Origin of the sequence: Bacteroides fragilis NCTC 9343 (genome assembly GCF_000025985.1) — a bacterium.
Lineage (GTDB): Bacteria > Bacteroidota > Bacteroidia > Bacteroidales > Bacteroidaceae > Bacteroides > Bacteroides fragilis.
The window spans coordinates 4,057,946-4,078,953 of sequence record NC_003228.3 but is presented as its reverse complement, the minus strand read 5'-3'; the positions used below and the strand labels follow the sequence as shown (position 1 = coordinate 4,078,953).

At 44.0% G+C, this 21,008-nt stretch carries 14 protein-coding genes; 8 read left to right on the top strand and 6 right to left on the bottom strand.

What is annotated here, in order from left to right; translation table 11 throughout:
- Window positions 1-21: 21 nt before the first annotated feature.
- The 5 genes from rfbA to BF9343_RS16640 all read left to right on the top strand — a co-directional run bounded on the left by rfbA (window position 22) and on the right by BF9343_RS16640 (window position 3,259).
- A complete protein-coding gene (gene rfbA / locus BF9343_RS16655) occupies window positions 22-909 on the top strand; it encodes a glucose-1-phosphate thymidylyltransferase RfbA (protein WP_010993423.1) in 888 nt (295 codons plus the stop codon).
- A complete protein-coding gene (rfbC, locus tag BF9343_RS16650; RefSeq protein WP_005817306.1) occupies window positions 906-1,448 on the top strand; it encodes a dTDP-4-dehydrorhamnose 3,5-epimerase in 543 nt (180 codons plus the stop codon). The genes rfbA and rfbC overlap by 4 nt, the downstream gene beginning before the upstream one ends.
- Window positions 1,445-2,161, top strand: a complete 717-nt coding sequence (locus tag BF9343_RS16645; RefSeq protein WP_010993422.1) for a CpsB/CapC family capsule biosynthesis tyrosine phosphatase — start codon at window positions 1,445-1,447, stop codon at window positions 2,159-2,161. The genes rfbC and BF9343_RS16645 overlap by 4 nt, the downstream gene beginning before the upstream one ends.
- Before the next feature lie 157 nt (window positions 2,162-2,318).
- Window positions 2,319-2,462, top strand: coding sequence for a hypothetical protein (locus BF9343_RS23770; protein ID WP_010993421.1), 144 nt, complete (start codon window positions 2,319-2,321; stop codon window positions 2,460-2,462).
- Window positions 2,463-2,818: 356 nt separating this feature from the next.
- Complete coding sequence (locus tag BF9343_RS16640) at window positions 2,819-3,259, top strand: cold-shock protein (protein ID WP_009292665.1); 441 nt, start codon at window positions 2,819-2,821, stop codon at window positions 3,257-3,259.
- 228 nt (window positions 3,260-3,487) lie between these two features.
- Here BF9343_RS16640 and BF9343_RS16635 read toward each other — a convergent pair whose 3' ends face one another.
- The 6 genes from BF9343_RS16635 to BF9343_RS16610 all read right to left on the bottom strand — a co-directional run bounded on the left by BF9343_RS16635 (window position 3,488) and on the right by BF9343_RS16610 (window position 14,175).
- Window positions 3,488-4,387, bottom strand: a complete 900-nt coding sequence (locus tag BF9343_RS16635) for a ChaN family lipoprotein (RefSeq protein ID WP_010993419.1) — start codon at window positions 4,385-4,387, stop codon at window positions 3,488-3,490.
- Complete coding sequence (locus BF9343_RS16630) at window positions 4,368-7,232, bottom strand: M16 family metallopeptidase (RefSeq protein WP_010993418.1); 2,865 nt, start codon at window positions 7,230-7,232, stop codon at window positions 4,368-4,370. The genes BF9343_RS16635 and BF9343_RS16630 overlap by 20 nt, the downstream gene beginning before the upstream one ends.
- Window positions 7,219-8,409: a DUF4929 domain-containing protein gene (locus BF9343_RS16625; protein WP_224223206.1), complete on the bottom strand. Its 1,191-nt coding sequence runs from the start codon at window positions 8,407-8,409 to the stop codon at window positions 7,219-7,221. Before BF9343_RS16625 ends, BF9343_RS16630 begins: the two co-directional genes overlap by 14 nt.
- A gap of 29 nt (window positions 8,410-8,438) precedes the next feature.
- Window positions 8,439-9,887, bottom strand: a complete 1,449-nt coding sequence (locus BF9343_RS16620) for a RagB/SusD family nutrient uptake outer membrane protein (protein WP_010993416.1) — start codon at window positions 9,885-9,887, stop codon at window positions 8,439-8,441.
- Between the two features lie 13 nt (window positions 9,888-9,900).
- Window positions 9,901-12,951 carry a SusC/RagA family TonB-linked outer membrane protein gene (locus BF9343_RS16615; protein WP_010993415.1) on the bottom strand — a complete coding sequence of 1,017 codons (3,051 nt, stop codon included), beginning with the start codon at window positions 12,949-12,951 and terminating at the stop codon, window positions 9,901-9,903.
- A gap of 375 nt (window positions 12,952-13,326) precedes the next feature.
- A complete protein-coding gene (locus tag BF9343_RS16610; protein WP_008657359.1) occupies window positions 13,327-14,175 on the bottom strand; it encodes a hypothetical protein in 849 nt (282 codons plus the stop codon).
- Between the two features lie 172 nt (window positions 14,176-14,347).
- Between BF9343_RS16610 and BF9343_RS16605 the strand changes: the two genes are divergently transcribed.
- The 3 genes from BF9343_RS16605 to BF9343_RS16595 all read left to right on the top strand — a co-directional run bounded on the left by BF9343_RS16605 (window position 14,348) and on the right by BF9343_RS16595 (window position 20,926).
- Complete coding sequence (locus BF9343_RS16605) at window positions 14,348-15,793, top strand: CCA tRNA nucleotidyltransferase (RefSeq protein WP_005802427.1); 1,446 nt, start codon at window positions 14,348-14,350, stop codon at window positions 15,791-15,793.
- A gap of 264 nt (window positions 15,794-16,057) precedes the next feature.
- Window positions 16,058-18,160 carry a WD40 repeat domain-containing protein gene (locus BF9343_RS16600; RefSeq protein ID WP_005802428.1) on the top strand — a complete coding sequence of 701 codons (2,103 nt, stop codon included), beginning with the start codon at window positions 16,058-16,060 and terminating at the stop codon, window positions 18,158-18,160.
- Between the two features lie 3 nt (window positions 18,161-18,163).
- The gene (locus BF9343_RS16595; RefSeq protein WP_005790478.1) at window positions 18,164-20,926 is read left to right on the top strand and encodes a caspase family protein; all 2,763 of its coding nucleotides are present in this window, start codon (window positions 18,164-18,166) and stop codon (window positions 20,924-20,926) included.
- Window positions 20,927-21,008: the final 82 nt, after the last annotated feature.

Sequence of the window (21,008 nt, the reverse complement as noted above, 5' to 3'; positions counted from 1 at the left end):
TGTGGAAATGATAGTAACTTTATGAAAGGCATTGTTTTAGCCGGTGGTTCCGGTACTCGTCTGTACCCCATCACCAAAGGAGTTAGTAAACAGCTTCTTCCTATTTTTGATAAACCGATGATTTATTATCCGATTTCGGTGTTGATGCTTGCCGGTATCCGTGAAATCTTGATTATATCTACTCCGGATGATCTTCCTGCTTTCCGACGTTTACTGGGAGATGGTTCTGATTACGGAATACGTTTAGAGTATGCGGAACAACCTTCTCCGGATGGTTTGGCTCAGGCATTCATTATTGGTGAGGAATTCATTGGGAGTGATTCGGTCTGTTTGGTGCTTGGAGATAATATCTTCTATGGGCAGAGTTTTACCCGTATGCTGAATGAAGCTGTACGTATGGCAGAGGTGGAGCAAAAGGCAACGGTGTTCGGTTATTGGGTAAGTGATCCGGAACGTTATGGAGTGGCTGAATTTGACAAAGAAGGAAATGTCTTGAGTCTGGAAGAGAAGCCTGAGGAACCGAAGTCTAATTATGCAGTGGTAGGGCTTTATTTCTATCCGAATAAGGTGGTGGAAGTAGCAAAAAAAATAGAGCCCTCTGCACGCGGAGAATTGGAGATAACGACAGTGAATCAGGAATTTCTCAAAGATCAGAAACTGAAAGTCCAGTTGCTAGGTCGTGGTTTTGCCTGGTTGGATACCGGTACGCATGATTCTTTAAGTGAAGCATCTACTTTTATTGAAGTGATAGAAAAACGTCAGGGATTGAAAGTAGCTTGTTTGGAAGGAATTGCTTTGAGACAAGGTTGGATCAGTGCCGATAAGATGCGTGAATTGGCAAAGCCCATGCTGAAGAACCAGTACGGACAGTATTTGTTGAAAGTGATACAGGAACTTGGTTTGAAATGAATGTAATAAAGACTGCTATCGATGGGGTTGTTATCCTCGAACCCCGTATTTTTAAAGATGACCGGGGATATTTCTTTGAATCTTTTAATCAGAGGGAGTTTGAGGAAAAAGTATGCAAGACTACATTTGTCCAAGATAATGAAAGTAAATCGAGTTATGGTGTACTTCGTGGTTTACATTTTCAACAGGCCCCTTTTGCTCAGAGTAAATTGGTGCGTGTAGTGAAAGGAGCGGTATTGGATGTAGCTGTTGATATCCGTAAAGGATCTCCTACATTTGGACAACATGTGGCAGTAGAGTTGACGGAGGATAATCATCGTCAATTTTTCATTCCCCGTGGGTTGGCACATGGATTCAGTGTATTGAGCGAGGAAGTCGTTTTTCAGTATAAGTGTGATAATTTTTATGCTCCGCATAGTGAGGGTGCCATTACCTGGGATGATCCGGATTTGGGTATTGACTGGCGTATTCCGGCAGATCGTGTGATTCTCTCGGAGAAGGACAGCAGGCATCCCCGGTTGAAAGATTTAAATTTATGATTCTCTCTTCTTTGGTACATACCGATTTTCAGCCTTATTTACTTCCTAATACGGATGCATGGGCTTTGCCTGGGGATAAGGCGTTGGAATTGTTGGTTTATCTTGAACAGCAAGGTGTCAGGCAGATCTACTGTGTACCTCCGGTAAAGGTGGAAAATGAAGGGAATGCTTTTTCTTTTCTGAAAGATGCCTTTCAATATTTACAGCAGCAATACTCCGGTAATATCTCTCTGCGTTTGTCGGCAAGATATCGTTTGGATGAAGGATTTCCGGCTTTGTTGGAGAAGGGAGATTTGTTGGCGATAGGAGGGGGGAAGGAGTTACTGGTAGATGTGTCTCCTTTACAACAGCCGGAAGGACTCAGTGAGATGATTCATGCCATCTGCCGGTCGGGTTATATCCCTGTCCTGATGCAACCGGAACGTTCGCTTTATTGGGGAACGGAAGACTATCTGCACTTGCGGGAATCGGGATGCAGGCTGATGCTGAATCTATATTCCTTGTTCGGTTATAATGGTGACGGAGCGTTGAATTACAGCCGTATGTTGTTGAGAAAGGAGTGGTATACATATCTCTGTTCGGGTAGGGAGGATACGAAAGTGATGCGCTATGGTGAATCGTTTTCGATAGAGGATGATGATGATTTGGCGATGAAATTGCAGGAGATAGAAAGAAACAGCAGGCTGTTGTGGGCTGCTATGGAAAACGGGTAACGGCGGTTATTCGTGTTTTAGGCGGCAGCCGGGATTACCGTAACAGGTGATTCCGGCTGTTTTTATATAATATCTTTGAGCCTCTTGAGGAATCAATATCTACTGATATGCTCAGTATAAATTAAAGGAATTGAAATTGTGCAAATAAGTAATTATCATGGGAAATATCCGTTACTTTGCTGAGAAGTTCTGTACTCACCCTGCCATAATAGTAGGAAGGCTGCAACATCTAAAGGTAATATCTTATTGGCAGGATCAGGAACTGATAGAGAAGGTCGATTTGGATAGTGCCGTTAAGTGATTGCGCTATCTGGCAATTCCGGTTCCATCACGATTGGGGCCGGAGAATTAGGAATAACCGAATAAAATGTGTATATTTGCCGTTACTAACATTGAGTTTATACTGAAATCTTCTTTGTGCATGGTTGTTTTCCGCTTTATTCTGCGGACTATGGCATTCTCCAGTCGACATCATTATTTGCTGTTTTGTTCAGGATAATAGTAATTGCGCCTATGTGTTACAAGCATTCAGCGTGGTGTGTAGTCTGGATATAATAATGAAATCGTTTATTTATTGGTGTGCGTGACATAAAACTGCCTATTGACAATCAACATGAAGGAAAACAGGCAGTATTGATTCTGACATAAAATTATTGAATGGTAAAAAAGATAACAATAAGTAAACGTGACCGGGAGAAGCTAAAGGAGCAGAAACGTAAGGAGAAGCAACAACGTAAAGAGGAACGCCAAAGTAACGGTCCGAGTTCTTTTGAGGATATGATTGCATATGTAGACCAGTTCGGTGTTTTGCATTCAGTGCCGCAGGAAAGGCTTGAGGAAGAAGTGGATGCCTCTCATATCGAGGTTTCTGTACCCAAACAAGAGGATGTGGAAGTGGCTCCCCTTATGGGACGTATCGAGTATTTTAATGCCGCGAAAGGCTATGGCTTTGTGAAGGATGCGGATAATGGCGAAAAGTATTTCTTCCATATCTCTTCTGCCCCTGCGACAATTGCGGAAGGTGATAGAGTGACATTTGAAATAGAGCGCGGTATGCGTGGAATGAACGCTGTACGAATATCAATAGTGACTGAATAGCAGGAACTTTCCGTAGCTTTATTTCCAGGCCCTAATCGTACCTTGATATTGAATTTTGCTTGAAATGAACGCTTTATAAGAATTTTGTTTGAACTTAGGTTATACAAAAAATGAAATACCAAAGCGATGATCCTCTTCTCCGGTATCGATATAGTGATTTAAAAAAACGATATTGATGCCGAAGAAGAGGCAGATATTTTATCCGGGGGGGGACGAAGGCTTCGGTAGTTAGTAACTGTTTACCATGTCTTCGGGTACGCAGATGTAAAAGTCTGCCAAGCCTTTATGGTCGTCATCCAGTTTCCGGATGGACTCTTGACGTACCGAGGTTACCGTCACTATACTCGTATTGGGGCGGTAACGGAGCAGATAAGGGATGATGCCTCCCTGTCGGTTGGAATGATAACTACCGTTGATATGCAGGAATTTATTTTTGATATTACGGGCTATGAACCATCCCATTGTAGCATCTTTTATGGCTTGTGCCTGTGCCAACTTCCGATTGTTGCCGGCCCGGCGTCCTCCCATCATGTTCATCATACTGAAAGCTGCTGCGCTTTGGGCTTCATCATATTCGAAATCGATCGGTAAAGGAGCTATATATCGTTTGGCTTCCTCGGATAACGAGTCGAGTGCTTCGAACCCTTTATCTTTTACAATGTTGGCGTAGCGTCTCGGGATATTGGTTGCAATGAACGGAATGTGATGTTCTTTGGCAAAGAAAACAACCGGATAATAGTCAGTCCGGTAATTATCCCATAGACGGGCTTCGGCCTCAAAGCGGTCGTAAGAGATCTTTTGCTGCATGTATTCGTCAAAAATCAGTTGATTGTCACTTTCGAACATTTCGGCTCCCAGCATCAGTTGATCTTTATGAATGTTATAGATGGAACGGGTTATTTCGAATTCCAGCCAATGGGTGATGGGGCAGTTATGCAGTTCCCCGAGGAAGATAACATCATAGCCGGAGAGTCGTTTGATTAATTCTCCGTAGCTGATTTGTTTTCCTGTGTTGTCGAACAGGGTATAGGCCGGTTTGTCCTTATCATCCTGAGAGAAGGCTGACTGCTGAAGGAAACAGCACAGGCAGAGCAGGCATGAAATCTGTTTAATGGTTTGAAGTATCATTTTTCAGTTTGTTTTTGCTTAAATATAAAAGGATATAATTCTCGGTATCCAGATAGCGACGGAATGCTTCGCGGAGCATGGCGGGAGTGATGCTGTCGAGACATTGTTCGTAGTGATCGAAGTCGCTGATGGTTTCACCGTTTTTTAGTAAACCGACCAGGGCGGTTCGCCAGGCAGAAGGTGATTCTTTGTTTAACGCTTCGCGTTTGGCTATCAGAAATGAACGTTTAAGGGTATTCAGTTCTTCATTATCCACTTCTTGCTGTTTTAATTGGTGGAGAATCTCTTTCAGCAACTGTTCTATTTGAGGCATGTTATCGTTATCGGCGGATGCATTGATGTCAAAGTAGAAAATTCCTTGTGGGATGCCTTCATACATTAATGAAATGTAAGGAGAGTAGACAAGGGATTTTTGTTCTCTGAGGACGGAGATCAAACGGTTGCGAATAAGGTCACGCATCAATTTTAAAGTGAGTGTGTTTTTTAATCCCGGTTGATAGTGGCCGGGGAGAAGATAGTCGAACAGTGTCTGAGTGTCATTATCATTGGGAAAGCCTTCTATATGCTTTCTGACTGGAAAATTGAAATGCGGATAAGAAAATCGGGACAAATGTGACGAAACAGGAATACGTCCGAAAACGGAGACAAACTGCTGCATGAGAGTGTCCGCATTGAAATTGCCGCAAATGACATAGGTGGTTCCTTGGGGATTCGTATAGAGCTTTTTATAAAAAGCTGCGATGGAATCCAGATTCAGATTTTTGATTTGTTCGGACGAAAGCTTTTGGGAAGAGCGGGCGAAACCGGTTCCGGTCAACTCGTTTATGCGGGCAGATAATAACCGGTCAGGACTTCGTTGAAGCATTTTCTCCAATATCGTTTCTTTGTCTTGATTTTCTAAAAGGTCCTGGCGTATTTCCTCAAATTCGTCATATTTTAATTCGGGATCGAATATCTTTTCATAAATCAGATTGAATAGCTCGGGAGCATTTGCAGTGGGAGACATGCCTATGAAGCCATGCCAGTGATTTTCGACTGCCATGGAAAGTGAGATTTCTTTCCGGAAGAGGTAATCGGACAAAACTTGTCCATCTACTTTTGCGATATCTCCCATATCTATGTATCCGGCAAATCCCTCTAATAAAGGATATTCTTCATCGGATAGGGAAGAAGTGCCGAAAGGGGCAAAAGAAGTGATCAGCAGGGTGGAATCTGCTTCGAGGGTAGGTTTGAGGACTAACCGTATGCCGTTCTTCAGTTCTACTTCACGAATCCTGTTTTGCGGATATTCTGTTTGTCGTAATACGGATGCAGGATCGAAAGGAAAACGGGCTGCCAGACATGGAGGAGTCTCAATGTCGATCTCTTCTTGTTTTTCAGGACGGAAATAAAGAAAGGGAGTGCATTCGACTTGCTCGCCTTGGGCCCATGCCGACGCTATTTCGGTTTCCGATAACGGGGCTCCCAGTCCCGGATGGGTTGAACAGGCTACTAATAGAGTTTCTTCACGGTAAGACATCCACTCCTTGAGCAATGTTTGCAAAGATTGGCCGGAGACACGGGACATGGCTTCTTTGAGTTGCTGCTGTTGGGATGGATCGGTCAGATAGCGGTCTCCCGATATAACGTAATCGGCAAAATCGTCACACCACATGGAGGAAGGACGTGACGGGGCATCGGTGGACAATTTCATCCGGCGGCAAAAATTGTTTTTAATATCTTGTAATTCGTCCTCTTGCCATCCGTTGCGTATCAGATCATTCAACAGAGATACGGTTGTAGAAATAGATGTAAGTATTTCTTTTCTGTTTTCTCCTTCCACTGTCAGAACAAAATGGTTCTTGTCACTTAAATACCATTGGTCTGTAACATCGGTCTTTAGTTTTCGTGCACGGAATCGTGAAGAAATGGCACTGACGAGCAGGCGCCCTTTCTCCTTTGCTATGGCGTCTTCCATGGTACGCTCTACTGTGCAAGGGTGTGGAATCATTAGTTCGACCTTTGTACGGGGTTGCAGAGAGTCTCGTATGGAGGCCAGATGAATTCCCCGGGTGTACTCTAACGGGTAGTTCCGGAAGTCATTGACCGGACGTCCGGGCAAGGATTTGAAACGTTCTTTGATTTTAGATTCGATCTCCAGGGGAGATATGTCGCCTACAATGACCAATGTTGCCAAAGAGGGCACATACCATTTATGATAATAATTTTTGAGCACCTGCGGGGTGACCTTGCGGATATCGTCTGTTGTGCCCAAAGGCATACGGTGACTGAATATGCCTTGTCCGATTTTGAGCGGATAGAAATCGTCTTCCGGGTCGAATCCGCGTAGTTCTTCAAGAATGATTCCTTTTTCATTCTCTACTTTTTCCGGATCTATAGTGACACCGTCCAACCAATCGTGCAGGATTAGTAATGAACGATCGAGAGCTTCGTCTTTGGCAAAATCGGTGGGAACTGCGAACATATAGATTGTACGGTCGAAACCGGTGAAAGCGTTGATATCTTGTCCGTACTTCATTCCTAAGGACTCGAGGTACTCTACTAAAGAGCGTTTAGGAAAATGACGGGTACCGCCGAAAGTGATGTGTTCGAGGAAGTGGGCACAACCTTTCTCTTGCTCTGTTTCTTGTACGGAACCTACCCGCATGATCAGCCTGAACTCTACTCTGGATGCCGGAGAAGCATTGTGCAGGATAAGATAGTGCAGTCCGTTGGGAAGGCGTCCCTCTACCGTTCCGGGTGGAAGAAGGATTGGAGTGGACTGCGGGCAGGCTGTATATGGGAGCATAGCAGCTATGAATATAGCTGCTATGTATAAATATCTGTTTTTATTATTTCTTTTCATAAACTACGGTTATGCGTGTATATCCTCCGGCGTTAGCATGGCTCAGGAGAAATTGATAAGTCATTTTATCTGTGGCAAAGTCTATGTTTCCGGTGGATTTGATAAAGTTTTCGGGGGTATCATAGTTGTCGGAATTGACAAGATCGTAGCAGTTGAGGTAGTAAGCCGGATCTGCGGAAGCTCCCTGGTCATTGATCTCTTTAATTTCTGCGTTTCCACTTTCCAGGAGCTTGTTTTGACGGTCTAAAGCACTGAATTGGTAGGTAAATGGAACGATGGTAATAGGAGCTCCATAATAGTTTTTTCCCGGACCCAGATATTCCAGCCGGGTTGAAGTGGAAGTGATGTCTTTGAGTCTGATTGCATCCAATGATACGGCAAATGTCTCTTTACTTTCTTTATTCCAGTTGAGTAGTTTCATCAGTTTTTGCGGTTCCGGCTGTTGAGTCCAGAATTCCGGATCTGCTACGGTCTCGGAACGGAGTACAAAGTATAAATATTCGGTCAGTCCGAATGGATTGTCTGTCATTTTTAATACCGGCATGTCTTCTGTGGCCTGCTCACTGAGAGTGATGACGGTCTTGCCATCATATTCTTTCGTAAATGCTGCTGCAAAGGGTTGAAGATACCCATCTGCAGGGCTTTGCACAGTGGTATGGCAAGAGAGGACTCCGAGCCATTTATTCAGGTCAATGCCGTATTTGGTCTTATAACCTTTGATTAACGCTTTTTGCTGAGGGGACAATTCCGGAATTTTAGGGTTAGGCTTGACACGTACCTGCAATGTTTCGTTTAACATTAAATTATCGGTAGGGAATTGAGAAATTCCGACCTGAAAGTATGTATCCTCGGTTAATAAATTCTTTTGGTTGGAAACTACTTCGAATGTTGCAGAACGTTTTCCGGCTTTAATCGTGACGGGATTGTTCTCTAATCTTAGAACTCCGTTTTTATCATCGGGCAATTCAAAGTTGAGTACGAGGTCCTGTTCACAGGTCAATGTTAAATCTACATTTACTGTTAATGGAATGTTTTCGGACTCGGTAATAACCGGGGTTTCGGCAGACAGGTAGATTTTGTTGATTCCTGTATATTTATTTTCTTCTCTATCGTCTTTGCATGACGTGAAAGCAGACAGTAGGCAGATGCCTACTGTGTAGATAAACAGTTTTTTCATTCTAGTTTTCATTTAGTTTAGCATTTTATTTATTTTTCGACTTTAGTCCATCCTGCATTTTGCGATATATTTTCATTATATAGATATTCGCCTTTCGGAATGGGGAAAAGCCAGCGGTAGTCATCTGGTTTGATTGGTTTATTTTTCATTGTGGCAGAGAGATTCCAATCGGAAAGCAGGCTTTTCCGATAGCGCTTTAAATCAAAGTAACGTTCACCTTCACCGGCAAATTCTTTCCACTTTTCCTGAAGGATAGCTTTCAATAGGGGAGCGCCGGAAAGTGATGTGTCAAGCAAGGGAGCTTCACGTTGGGCCAGGTAGTTGTTTATTACTTCCAGGGCCAATGCATCGTGACCTTTCTGGTCTTGACAATAGGCTTCGGCAAGAATAAAACAGATGCCGGATACACGAAGTTTGTTGATATATTGTATAGGCTTATAATTCCAGTTCTGTTTGTTGTATTTTCCCAGATATAGTACCGGTAAGGTCTCGCCGATGCTTTCACCAGGCATTTCTTGGGGATAGACCGTTGCTTCGTAACGGATGTCATTGGCAGTATATAATTGGGTGAGTGTGGAGTTGATCGTGAAGTAGTCTCCTTTCTTCCTTTCGTAATTCATATCGGTATAATATGAATTGGTGGTATGCAGAGAAAAAATACATTCCTCGCATGGTTCTTGTTCCCATAGTTTTTTATAATGTACGGGGGCCAAGACATTGTATGCATTGGTTGAAGACAGGATTTTTAAGGCATATTCTTCGGCTTTATCGTAATTTTCGGCATAGAGTTCTAAGGCTGCCAATAGATAATAAGCACTTTGCCGGGAAAACCAGTAGACCTGTGAAGGACGGTTGTCTACGGTAACTGCTTCGGTCAGCAATTGGCGGATAGCATTCACACATTCACTGATGCTCGAGCGTTTTAGAAAAGCAAGTTCGAACCGCTCTTTTAAGATGATTCCGTCTTTTTCGGGACCTTCCGGATAGGTGGGGGCAAAAAGTCTGAGCAGATTGAAGTAACAATACGCTTTTAGGGTTTTCGCTTCGCTAACGATACATTGCAACTCTTGCTTGTCACTGTCTGAAATAGGGGATACATAATGGATGCGCTCCAGTACCGTATTGGCTATGGCTATGGCTGAGTAATATTTTTCCCACAGAGAGTTCGATAAGTCCTCCATCGGTTTAGGATGCCATTTATACAGGTTATTCAGGTCGGCATTCAAGTTTATTAAAAAAGTAGGCTGGAAGTCGTCGCTCAATACGGATAAACTGAATTCCGGTTTGGGAATTGCATCATAGGCTGATGCCAATAGTTCGCGTGCGGCAGTTACTGTGGTAATGGCATCCGGATCTGAATACTGATTCTCGTAGGGGATATTGAGCGAACAGGCTGCACAACTGAATATCAATATGCAACAGATTTGTACTTTGCGTATTGGGCGTTGGAAATTATTTATTATTGGGTTTAGGTTCATATATTACTTGTATTTAGAAGGTCAAACTAAGATTGATGGTTAATACGGGCTGCATAGCTCCGGCCAATGAACCTGTTTCGGGATCGGACTCTTTATAAGGAGTAATCATAAAAAGGTTGGATGCCTGAAAGGCGATATTGGCATATTTTATGAAATGACAATTCTTCTCCAGAAAGGTGTGTGGAACCCGGTAGCGTAGCGACAACATGGCCAATTTCAGATAATCGCTTTTCCCGACGGTTTCTGTATTGGGCTGTTGGAGTGAAGCATTGGCAGGAGATATGTAAAATGGAGAATGGTATATTTTTCCTTCATCTCCTCGGTGGAACCACATGTTTTCTAATTGCTTTTGAATGGCATTCTTATTGGCACTGTCGGCTGAACGGACATAAGAATAATTGTAGGGTTTAATGCCGCCGAACACATAGTAAAAGTCCATATCCAAATCGAAATTCCGATAGGAGAAATTCAGGTTGAATGTACCGCTGTAGGGAGGAGTGCTATGCCCCAAAACGATGAAGTTTTCTCTGGCCGGATTTTGTGTCGGGGAAATCTCACTTCCATCGGCTCCTTGAAATACCGGAAGACCGGTGATAGGGTTTATGCCTAATGACTTCAGCCCATAAAGCATGTTATAAGCTTTTCCGACTTCATAGTCGGGAGTCAGGGCGGTTTCGCTGGTGTATAAACGGTCGGTATAGTACAGGCTGATTACCTTATTACGGTTGTAGGCCAGTGAACCGCGTAAAGATACACGCCAGTCCGGTGTATCGAGCACTTTTAGTGCGGCGGTCAGCTCGTAGCCTTCATTGCGTAATACACCGATGTTACGTTTCATGGTATTGAAACCGTTGGAAAGGGGGATGGGGACGTCCAGCAGTGCATCACTCGTTTCGCGGCGGTATAGATTGAGACCTAATGTCAGCCGTTTGAAGAATTCGATGGATAGACTGAAGTCTGTTGTGGAAGTCTGTTCCGGTTTCAGATCGGTATTATAAAATCCGAGTAACTGTAGCAGACGGGCATTTCCGTAATAATTGGTGGAGTAGCTGAAGGTGCCGATTGTGGCGGAGGCAGATACTCCGGATAGGTTTGCCATACGTCCATGGGAACCTTTCAGGTTCAGGAGAGTGATGACCTTATTGTTTTTCAGGAAAGAGTATCGGCTGAGGGTCCACCCCAAGCCTACTGCCCATGCTGCATTCCAGCGCTTGTCCGGAGGGAGAACAGAAGAAGCATCGGCTTTGTAAGTAGCAAAAAGGTCATAGGTGGAATCAAAACTGTAGCCCATGACTATCCCGAATCCTAACTGAGCCGTTTTGTCCAGAAGCGAACTGGCTGTCGGCTTCCGGGCTCCGGTGATGGAGTGGTTGATTGCGTTTAGTGACATTTGTGTCCCTACTCCGTATCCGGTGGCAGACATGTTGTCTGTCTGGGTCAGATAGTAGTCCATGTTTCCACCGATTGTCAGGTCGTGTCTCCCGGCGAATGTCTTGTTGTAAGTGATACGTATATTGGAGGAAATATTGGTCGTTGTATTTTTTTCTTTTGTTAATTTTCCACGTTCGGCTATCGCTATTCCCATTTCCCGCTCTGCTATAGACGTGGAAGGAACAAGCGTAAGGGCTTCGTTCAGAAGGAAATCGATGCCGGTTACTGCATCTATCTCCAAACCTTCGAGTGGCCTTAAGTTGAAACTTCCGCTTACTCCGCCACGCTTATCGGTAGATTTACTATGGTATTGGCTCATCAAATCATTTAATGTATATTCGGATGATTTTTCGGAGTAGGAGATTAATTTACCGGTTTTGGTTTCATAAGGATTAAGTTGATAAATCAGATCTGTAGGGGAATGGGTGCTGCCGTTGGGAGTATCGGTTGCCGAATAACCTGCATCGGTGCTTAAGGAAAAATATCCCCAGTTTCCCAGTTTCTGATCGAGGCTCATACGGGCGGTGAAACGTTGAGTGTCATTACCCGGTACTCGTCCTCCCTGCTTGGCATAATTGGTGGATATATAATAAGATGTCTTATCTGTTCCTCCTTTTATGCTAAGGTTATGACGCTGGTAGATGCTACGATGTATCAGTTCATCAAACCAGTCGGTATGGATATTCTTTAATGAGTCGAGTACTTGTTGTCCTTCTGCGATCAGCTCGTCGAGGTTGGGGGCGGTAGCATAATATTTCCGATAGTAATCTTCACTGTATCGATATCCCGGAGTCGATATATTCTGTAAACGTCTTTCTAATTCTAACTTTTCTTCGCTATCCATCATCTTGACTCCTCTGCGTCCACGGGTGGTGATACCTATATTGAAACTGTAACTGGTGGTTAGTCTTCCGTCGGGATTGCCACGCTGGGAGGTGATTTCTATTACACCATTGGCTGCTTTTATTCCGTATAAGGCACAAGCCACAGCATCTTTCAGAACCTTTATTTCCTGAATATCGGCGGGATTAAGAGTCATGAAGGCATCAGATGATATTACTTTGCCGTCCATGACGTAGAGGGGTTCGTTAGCCATATCTCCTTTACGGAAAGATGAATTGCCTCGAATACGAATTTCCGGTTTGGAGCCCAGGTCGCCGGTATTGGTAATAATCAGGCCGGGTACGGCTCCTTGTAGGGCGAGGGACATATCGATCATGGGCTTACTGTTGAGACGTTCTACGTCGACTCGTTGTACAACGCCGGATTTGGCACGAATATCCAATTCGTTGATATTCTGCCGGGCAACGATGACCACTTCATCCAGTGCTTTGGGATCTTCTTGCATGGCTGCATCTTGTACCTTCTGACCGGTGTATTTCACACGTATCTCTTTCATTCCTATGAAAGAGAAAAGAATTAGATCGTTTTCTTTCCATTTGCCACGTAACAGATAATGCCCGTCGGTATCTGTTACTGTGCCGAATTGGGTACCCTTAATGCGGATAGTGGCACCGGGAAGCGGTCCGTTTTGATGATCCGTAACTGTTCCTGTCAATACAATATCTCTTTGCTGAGCATGACTAGTAAGGGTGGAAAGGGTGATAAAAAAAGAAATGATTACTGCTTTCATATTAGCGTTCTATCATATGTACTCAAATGTTTCGGGGGACAAAGATAGATACTATGAATAGTCTGTGTAATCGCTACACATAATGAACTTGTTTCTGAAAATACCTAAAAATTGCTATCTTTATTTTAATTTGAACTCCGTATTATTGGGGAAATTCATGAGATGAAGAGTGAGAGCATGGAGAGGCGGTCGATCATTGATAGCGACAGGATAGTGGGGAATAATCGGGACGGCCTTTTCGGAGGGGATAAAAATAGATAGGACGGAAAGAGTTCACCACAGATTGACGGATGGGACAAATAAATACGATAGCTTGTGAGCTGTATTTTGTGTGATCCGTTAATCCGTGGTGAAACAGACAGTTGGGGTGCTTTATTATCTTTGTTTTTCCGCAGCCTCTTCTTGGGCTTTCTGTTCCATTTTTCTTTTCACAAATTCGATTTTCAGGTTGGCTTCTTCTTTCTCTTGCTGAATCTGACGTATGGATGAAAGTAATTTGGCCAACTCGTAAGTACCGACGAGTGCTTCACGGTCGGAAGGAGTCATGGTAGTGGAGAATTTCCGTTCGCCGAGATACTCGACACGGATATTTTTCTTATCGCGGTTCATGTAGAGGAAACTGAGGACGTTGCCGTCTTCTCCCATTTTGTAGTCGGCTTTTTCGATTTTTTCTCCCAGATCGGTAGTCTCGTAGCTGTCGTTGGAGGCTGGGGTTTCGGCAAAACTTCCGTCCGGTGCTATCACTTTGACGGCTACGTGGTGGATGTTGCTTGGTCCGCAGTAGATAGACGTCAGTGTCATTACTCCCTGTTCGTTCACCTGAAAACGGAGGAAAGAGCGGTGCAGGTTCTTCTCTACGGTCTGGGTAGGCCAGAAGTAGTTACCGATTTTTTGGTATTCTTCGTTTTTCTCGAAAGTATATTTGTTCTTGATCGCTTCGAATTCTTCCTGTTTGACCTGAAGCATGCTGTCGAGATAAACCAGGCTTTCCTGTTGCTCTTTCAGTTCGACTTGTTGCATCAACTTGATGCCCTCTTTACGGGTGTCGAAAGCTTTAGGATAGAGAATTTTAATACTGTCGATCTGCAACTTGGCTTCGTTGTAGTCGTTATGCTCAAAGGCTGCACGGGCAGCGGCAAGCTTTTCACCCGCTTTCTTTTCGATGCTGTCACCACAAGCTGTCAGTAGTGACAATGTACATGTCAGGACAATCAGTTTCTTCATTTTGTTGTTCTTTGTTATAGAGGGCAAAAATACAAATTTAGAGTGAAGAGTGGAAAGTGAAGAGCGAAAAGTTGTACCTTTGCAGACTGATTAGCTATAAAGAGGGTATGCCAAAAGCGTCAGAGGGCTTAGGCAGGCCTTTTTCAATAACTGTAAAAAAGATAAATAAAAGATGATAGAGTTGACTCAGGAGGAATTGAAGCAGCATTTCAGTGAGCCCATTTTCGGTCAGATCTCAGAGACGGCTGATGCGTTGGGATTGGAGTGTTATGTGGTAGGCGGTTATGTCCGTGACATTTTTCTGCAACGTCCTTCTAAAGATATAGATGTAGTAGTGGTGGGGAGTGGCATTGCGATGGCCGAAGCGTTGGGAAAACGTTTGGGACGCGGTGCGCATGTCTCTGTTTTTAAGAATTTCGGTACGGCCCAGGTGAAGTGTCACGGTACGGAGGTGGAGTTTGTAGGTGCCCGGAAGGAGTCGTATCAACGGGATTCCCGTAAACCGATTGTGGAGGACGGGACGTTGGAAGACGATCAGAATCGCCGGGACTTTACGATCAATGCACTGGCTGTCTGCCTGAACAAAGGGCGGTTTGGAGAACTGGTCGATCCGTTCGGCGGCATGAATGATTTGAAGGAGAAGATCATTCGTACTCCTCTCGATCCGGACATAACGTTCAGTGACGACCCCTTGCGCATGATGCGCTGTATCCGTTTTGCTACCCAGCTGAATTTTTACATCGATGATGATACATTTGAATCTCTTTGCCGTAACAGAGAACGGATTGAGATCATTTCACGTGAACGCATTGCCGACGAATTGAATAAGATCATGCTTTCACCTATACCTTCGAAGGGTTTTATCGATCTGGACAGGAGCGGGCTGTTGGAATTGATTTTTCCTGAATTAGTGGCTTTACAGGGAGTAGAGACCCGGAACGGGCGTGCCCATAAGGATAATTTCTATCATACGCTGGAAGTACTCGACAATATCAGCAGAGTGACGGATAACCTTTGGCTCCGTTGGAGTGCTCTGTTGCATGACATTGCTAAACCGGTGACTAAACGTTGGGAGCCGAAAGCGGGATGGACCTTCCATAATCATAATTTCATCGGTGAAAAGATGATTCCGAATATCTTCCGGAAGATGAAGCTGCCGATGAACGAGAAGATGAAGTATGTACAGAAGATGGTGAGCCTGCACATGCGTCCCATTGTGATAGCGGATGATGTGGTGACGGATTCGGCTGTACGGCGTCTGCTTTTTGAAGCCGGAGATGATATAGACGATCTGATGACGCTTTGTGAAGCGGATATAACTTCGAAAAATATGGAACGTAAACAGCGCTTCCTGAATAATTTTCAATTGGTGAGGCAGAAATTGAAAGATCTGGAGGAAAAAGACCGTGTCCGTAACTTCCAGCCACCTGTGAGTGGGGAAGAGATTATGGAGGTGTTCAATCTGGGACCTTGCAGGCAAGTGGGCTCGTTAAAAAGTGCTATAAAAGACGCTATTTTGGACGGAGTGATTCCCAATGAATACGAAGCCGCCTATGCATTTATGCTTCAAAAAGCCGAAAAAATGGGATTGAAACCCGTACAAAACAAAGAGGTTTAGATGCAATAAGTTTTTGTTTTTAGTGATCTCCGGGGATTCATGCCGGAAAGGATTATATATGCCATAGAGCAGTTTTGTAACGGTTTTCCGTTACAAAACTGCTTTTTTTATCTACTCTTTCTGTCTATTCTTTTTTCATTTCTGTGTATAAACAACCAAACTTTCGAGAAAATAAAAAAAAAGGAGTTTCTGTTAGTGATAGATTGCGGAATAAGTGCTTATTTTGCAAAACACTATTAAACATAAACTAAATCATTTTAAGGTATGAATAGGATGAAATGTGGATTTTACACTTACAGAGGTATTGCTTTTTGTTTTGTAGCCGCGATGTTCTGCGGACAAACAATGGCACAGGTTGTAGAAAAAAGGGGATTCGACTCTCAGAAAAAGATTAATGCATTTGATAACACGACTTTTTGTACTGCTTATTTGTCTGACGGAGCCCTGTATACCATGCGTGATATCGCTATTAATGATGTACGAAAAATTGAGCGTATCGTGTTTAACCCGACGGGAAGCTCCATCGCTCTGTTGAGGGCGAAGAATCCGATAAGTATTTACTCTTTTCGCGACAGGAATAAGAAGCTTTTCGAACTGAAGGAGAAACGTAAGAAATTGAAGGCTAAACCGATGCCGGTGTCGATGTGCTATTCTGCTGACGCCCGTAGTTTTATTGTGGGTAACTCGTTGGGAGAAATTGTGATTTATGATACGAAAGAATATATGCCGTTAGCTTATATTCAGGGGGAGGCTCCGGCCACTGCCCTGGCCATGAGCTCGAACAATTATTTTATCGCCGCAGCGGTAGGACAGAATATTAATATCTGGAATTTCCAGACAAAGGAGTTGAGAAAAGCGATTCCTATGCCGGCAGTCGTTAAAGAGGTGACTTTCTCTCCGGATGCTGCATTGCTGGCTGTAACTACAGATGACAATCACTTGACCATTATCGATACGAAAAACTGGGATAAGGTAGATATATTTGATAAGCTGGGTGGAACACTCAGTTCTCCGTCATTCCATCCGGAAGGAAAATATATCAGTGTGGTGAAAGATGGAAAGAATATAGAGATCATCAACCTGAAGAATGGTGTTGTGGAACAAGATATCGTTGATCCTACAGGCGGTGTTACCGGTGGGCGTTTCTTTAAGAACAACCAGAACAGCGAGGTATTTCTGCTGACCAATCGTACGAAACAAATGGTCTTCTGGGATGCAAACGGACTGAACCCGTTCTATGGTAAGATTATGGGTAGGGAAGTGGATGCCAAGATGAACGAATGGGTGAAGATGATGCAGGGGGAATCGATGGAAGATTATGCGATTCGTGTAAACGATGAAACCCGTATCAAACAGCAACAGCTGTTTGCTCAGGAAGTTGCTACGGCATTGGCGGGTGACCGTATTTCTATGGATAATCCTTTTATAGATGGTTATGATGCTTCGAATAATATGTTGAATATCGGTTTTAAGGGACTGCCGTCTATCGGACTGGAAGTTCCCTCCAATGAAGCGGGCGACTTTAAAGACGGTAAGATGAAATTCTCGAATGCCGTATATGTGCTGAATGATAAAGATGAATTTGAGTTGGCCTATGTTGAAGTTACCAACGAAACGACGAACAAGGTTTATATTTATGATAATATCGGACGTACAAAACTGACTGCTCTGGAAGCAGATGAAAACTTTGTTCCTCTGGAAATTATGCAGCAGGCTACCCGTGAGGAAGCACAATTGGCCGAGATCAAAGAACAGGTCATCGAGGAGAAAAAACAAGATAAACTGATCACTGATAATACGCAGATCAATGTGAAGACAGAGGTAATCCCGGGAGTGGATGCGAATGGTAAAAAGATTCTGAACTACAAGGTGGGTTACCAATATGAAGTGATCAATAAAGAGTTTTCGGCTAAGGAAGACTTCCCGTCGGGAGGTTATAATATCGAACGTTCGAATGCAGCCATGTCATTGATGAAGATTATCAAGAATGCGTTTGAAGGTGACTTTGCCAAATATCTTTCTGAAGGTAAGCAGGTGAAGGTGATTATTACGGGATCGGCAGACGCAGCCCCGATTCGCGGACGTCTGGCTTATGACGGACGTTATGGAGAATTTGTGGACGAACCTTATTACAAGGATGGCAACCTCGATAATATCACAGTCACCAAGGCCGGAGGAATCACTCAGAATGAACAGTTGGCCCTGATGCGTGCAGCAGGCGTAAAGACTTATATTGAGAAGAACGTGACAACATTGGGTAATACAAAGAACGAATACGAATATCATGTGGAAGTAGCCAAAGAGCGTGGTGGAGAATTCCGCAAGATCAACGTAGAGTTTGTAATTATGGATGCATTTCAACAATAAACAATGAAGAGATTTTTTTTACTGACAATCATTCTTACTGTTGTTGTAACAGGTAAAGTGGGGGCACAAGAAGCTGCCTCCGCTTCAAAACGTGCTAACCAACAGTATGTGCTTTTTGAAAGTGAGCGGGATAAGGGAACGAACGTAACGGCCATGTATGATTATTTGATGGATAGTTACGAAAATTTCATGAAGGTTGTAGAGGCACCGGATAACAGTCAGTATATTGGAGGCGCCAAGAATCGACTGAGAGCGTTGTATCCTTATCTGCTGAACGGGGCAGTGTACTATTCGGAACAGAAACAACCGTCCAAAGCATTGGATTTTGCTGCTGCTTATATCGATATGCCGCAGCTGAAACTGTTCCGTAGTGAATTGTTGCCGAAAGATAACCGATATGCTTCGGTGGTGTATTACGCAGCTGTAGCGGCCTTCAATCTGGAGAAGAACGAAAAAGCTTTGAGATATTTTCAGGAATATCTCAATACCGGTACGGAGGCCCAGCAGAAAGACTGCTATGTTTATATGAATATGATTTATCAGAAGCAGAAGAAGTATGCGGACCAGGAACGTGTGCTGGAACAGGCTATTGCCAAGTATCCCGTTTCGCTTGATTTCCTATACAATCTGGTGAATGTGCATATTGCTACCAATAATATGGAGAAGCTGATTGGAGCAATAGACCGTATTCTGGCTGTCGACCCGAATAATGATAAAGTGTTGCCTATCAAGGCACGCATCCTGGAGCGTCAGGGAAAGAATGTGGAGGCATTGGATATTTATAAACGTCTTTATGCACTGCACCCTGAGAGTTTTGAATTGATGACGGGAGTGGCACGTGCCAACTTTAACTGTGCTACGGAGATTGTGAACAATGGTGCCACTATTGCCAACGATACGGAATATGCTTTGGTACGTCAACGTGCATCGGGTTATCTGATGGATGCCAAAGACCTCTTCCTGAAAATTTTGCAGAAAGATCCTTCTTCCAAAATGTATATGCAGGGACTGGCCGGGGTGTATCAGTATATGGATATGAAACCGGAATATGAGGTGCTGAACAAAATCGTTCAGGATGGGGCTTCTTATACCGCCTTTCCGTCTCGTCTTGCGGCCTATAAAGAGGCATTGAAAAAAACGGAGAATGTGGCTCAAGAGCAACAAGCGGTTCCCGTGCCTATTGAACCGGCTATGCTGGTTATCAAAGTAGACCAGTTTACGGATGCTAATAACAATAAGGTGATCGATGCCGGCGAAAGTTTTGCTATACGGTTCACCATAGAGAATCAGGGTAAGGGAGATGCCTACAATGTACGGCTTCGCCTGGCTGAACAGCAGGGCTATGATCAGTATTTTGACGGCCCTCGTGAACTGGACGGTGGTAATATTGCTGCCGGGAAGTCTAAGGAATACACTTTCCGTTATATAGCCAAGAAGGAGTTGCCGACAAGTCTGGCCAAGATTAATATTTATGCGTTCGAGGCGAATGGATTTGATGCGGATCCTTCCGAGCTGATTGTGAACACTCAGGAATATGCAATGCCTCGTCTGCGTGTTGCCGATCACCAATTCTTCGCTTCCGAGGGTTCTTCCATCACTTTGGGTAAGAACGGTAAGCTGACTGTTGCCTTACAGAATTTCGGTACGCAGACTGCACGCAAGGTGAAAGTGAACTTTACTTTGCCGAAGAATGTATATACGACTGATACGCCGGAAATTATTGTCGATAGCATTGCCCCGGGAGATGTAGCTATACTCGACTATGGTTTTTTGGTGAATAAACGTTTTGATGGAGATTCGATTGCAGTTATGCTGGCTGTCACGGAATCTACTCGTTCGGCTTCTCTGAATGAAGCTTATAAGGTGAAAGTCGGAGAGTACCTGAGTGCTTCCGCTTCGATGAACCTGAGTGGAAATGTAGCTGCACGTAAAGTGAATGTGAAAGACTTCTCACTCGGCTTTAAGAGTGAACTGATGGAGGATGTGCCTGTGGGAGCTGTCAATCGCCATCGGTATGCATTGATTATCGGTAACGAGGATTATAGCATGACAGGGGCTAATGCGGAAATAAACGTACCTTATGCGGTCAATGACGCTGTGTTGTTCCGTGAGTATTGCGTGCGTACTTTTGGGGTGCCCGACGGACAAATCAAGGTAGTGCCGAATGCCACAGCCGGTATGATGCACGAGCAACTCGACTGGCTGGTGAATATGGCAAGTACGGATCCGCAGGCGGAATTGATATTCTACTATTCAGGACATGGAAATAACGACGAGGCTACCAAAGAACCTTATCTGTTGCCGGTAGATATTACCGGTAAGAATATTCGTTTGGGTATCTCGTTGAGTGACTTGTATAAAAAACTGGCTACATATCCGGTGAAAGGGGCTTATGTATTCCTCGATGCTTGCTTTAGCGGTGGTTATAAGAGTGCTGCTCCGTTATTGGCACAGAAAGGGGTGCGTGTGGTACCAAAGGTGGGTTTACCACAAGGAAACACATTGAGCTTCTCGTCCAGTAGCGGTGACCAGACTTCAAGCGTTTATCATGAAAAGAAACAGGGATATTATACTTACTTCCTGATTAAGACCATTCGGGACGCAAAAGGGAATATCTCCATGAAAGAACTGTTTGACAGAACCAGTGCTGCCGTGAAACGTGCAACCGCATTGATCGATAAGATTCAGGAACCTCAATGTATGGCTTCTCCTACGTGGATAGGCTGGGAAGATATAAAACTGGAAACTCCGGTTGTGACGCCTTAGTAGCATAACAGCCGGTAGTGGTATAAAAAAGAATCGGGAGAGCACTTTTTTGAAAGTGCTCTCCCGATTCTTTTTATTGTTG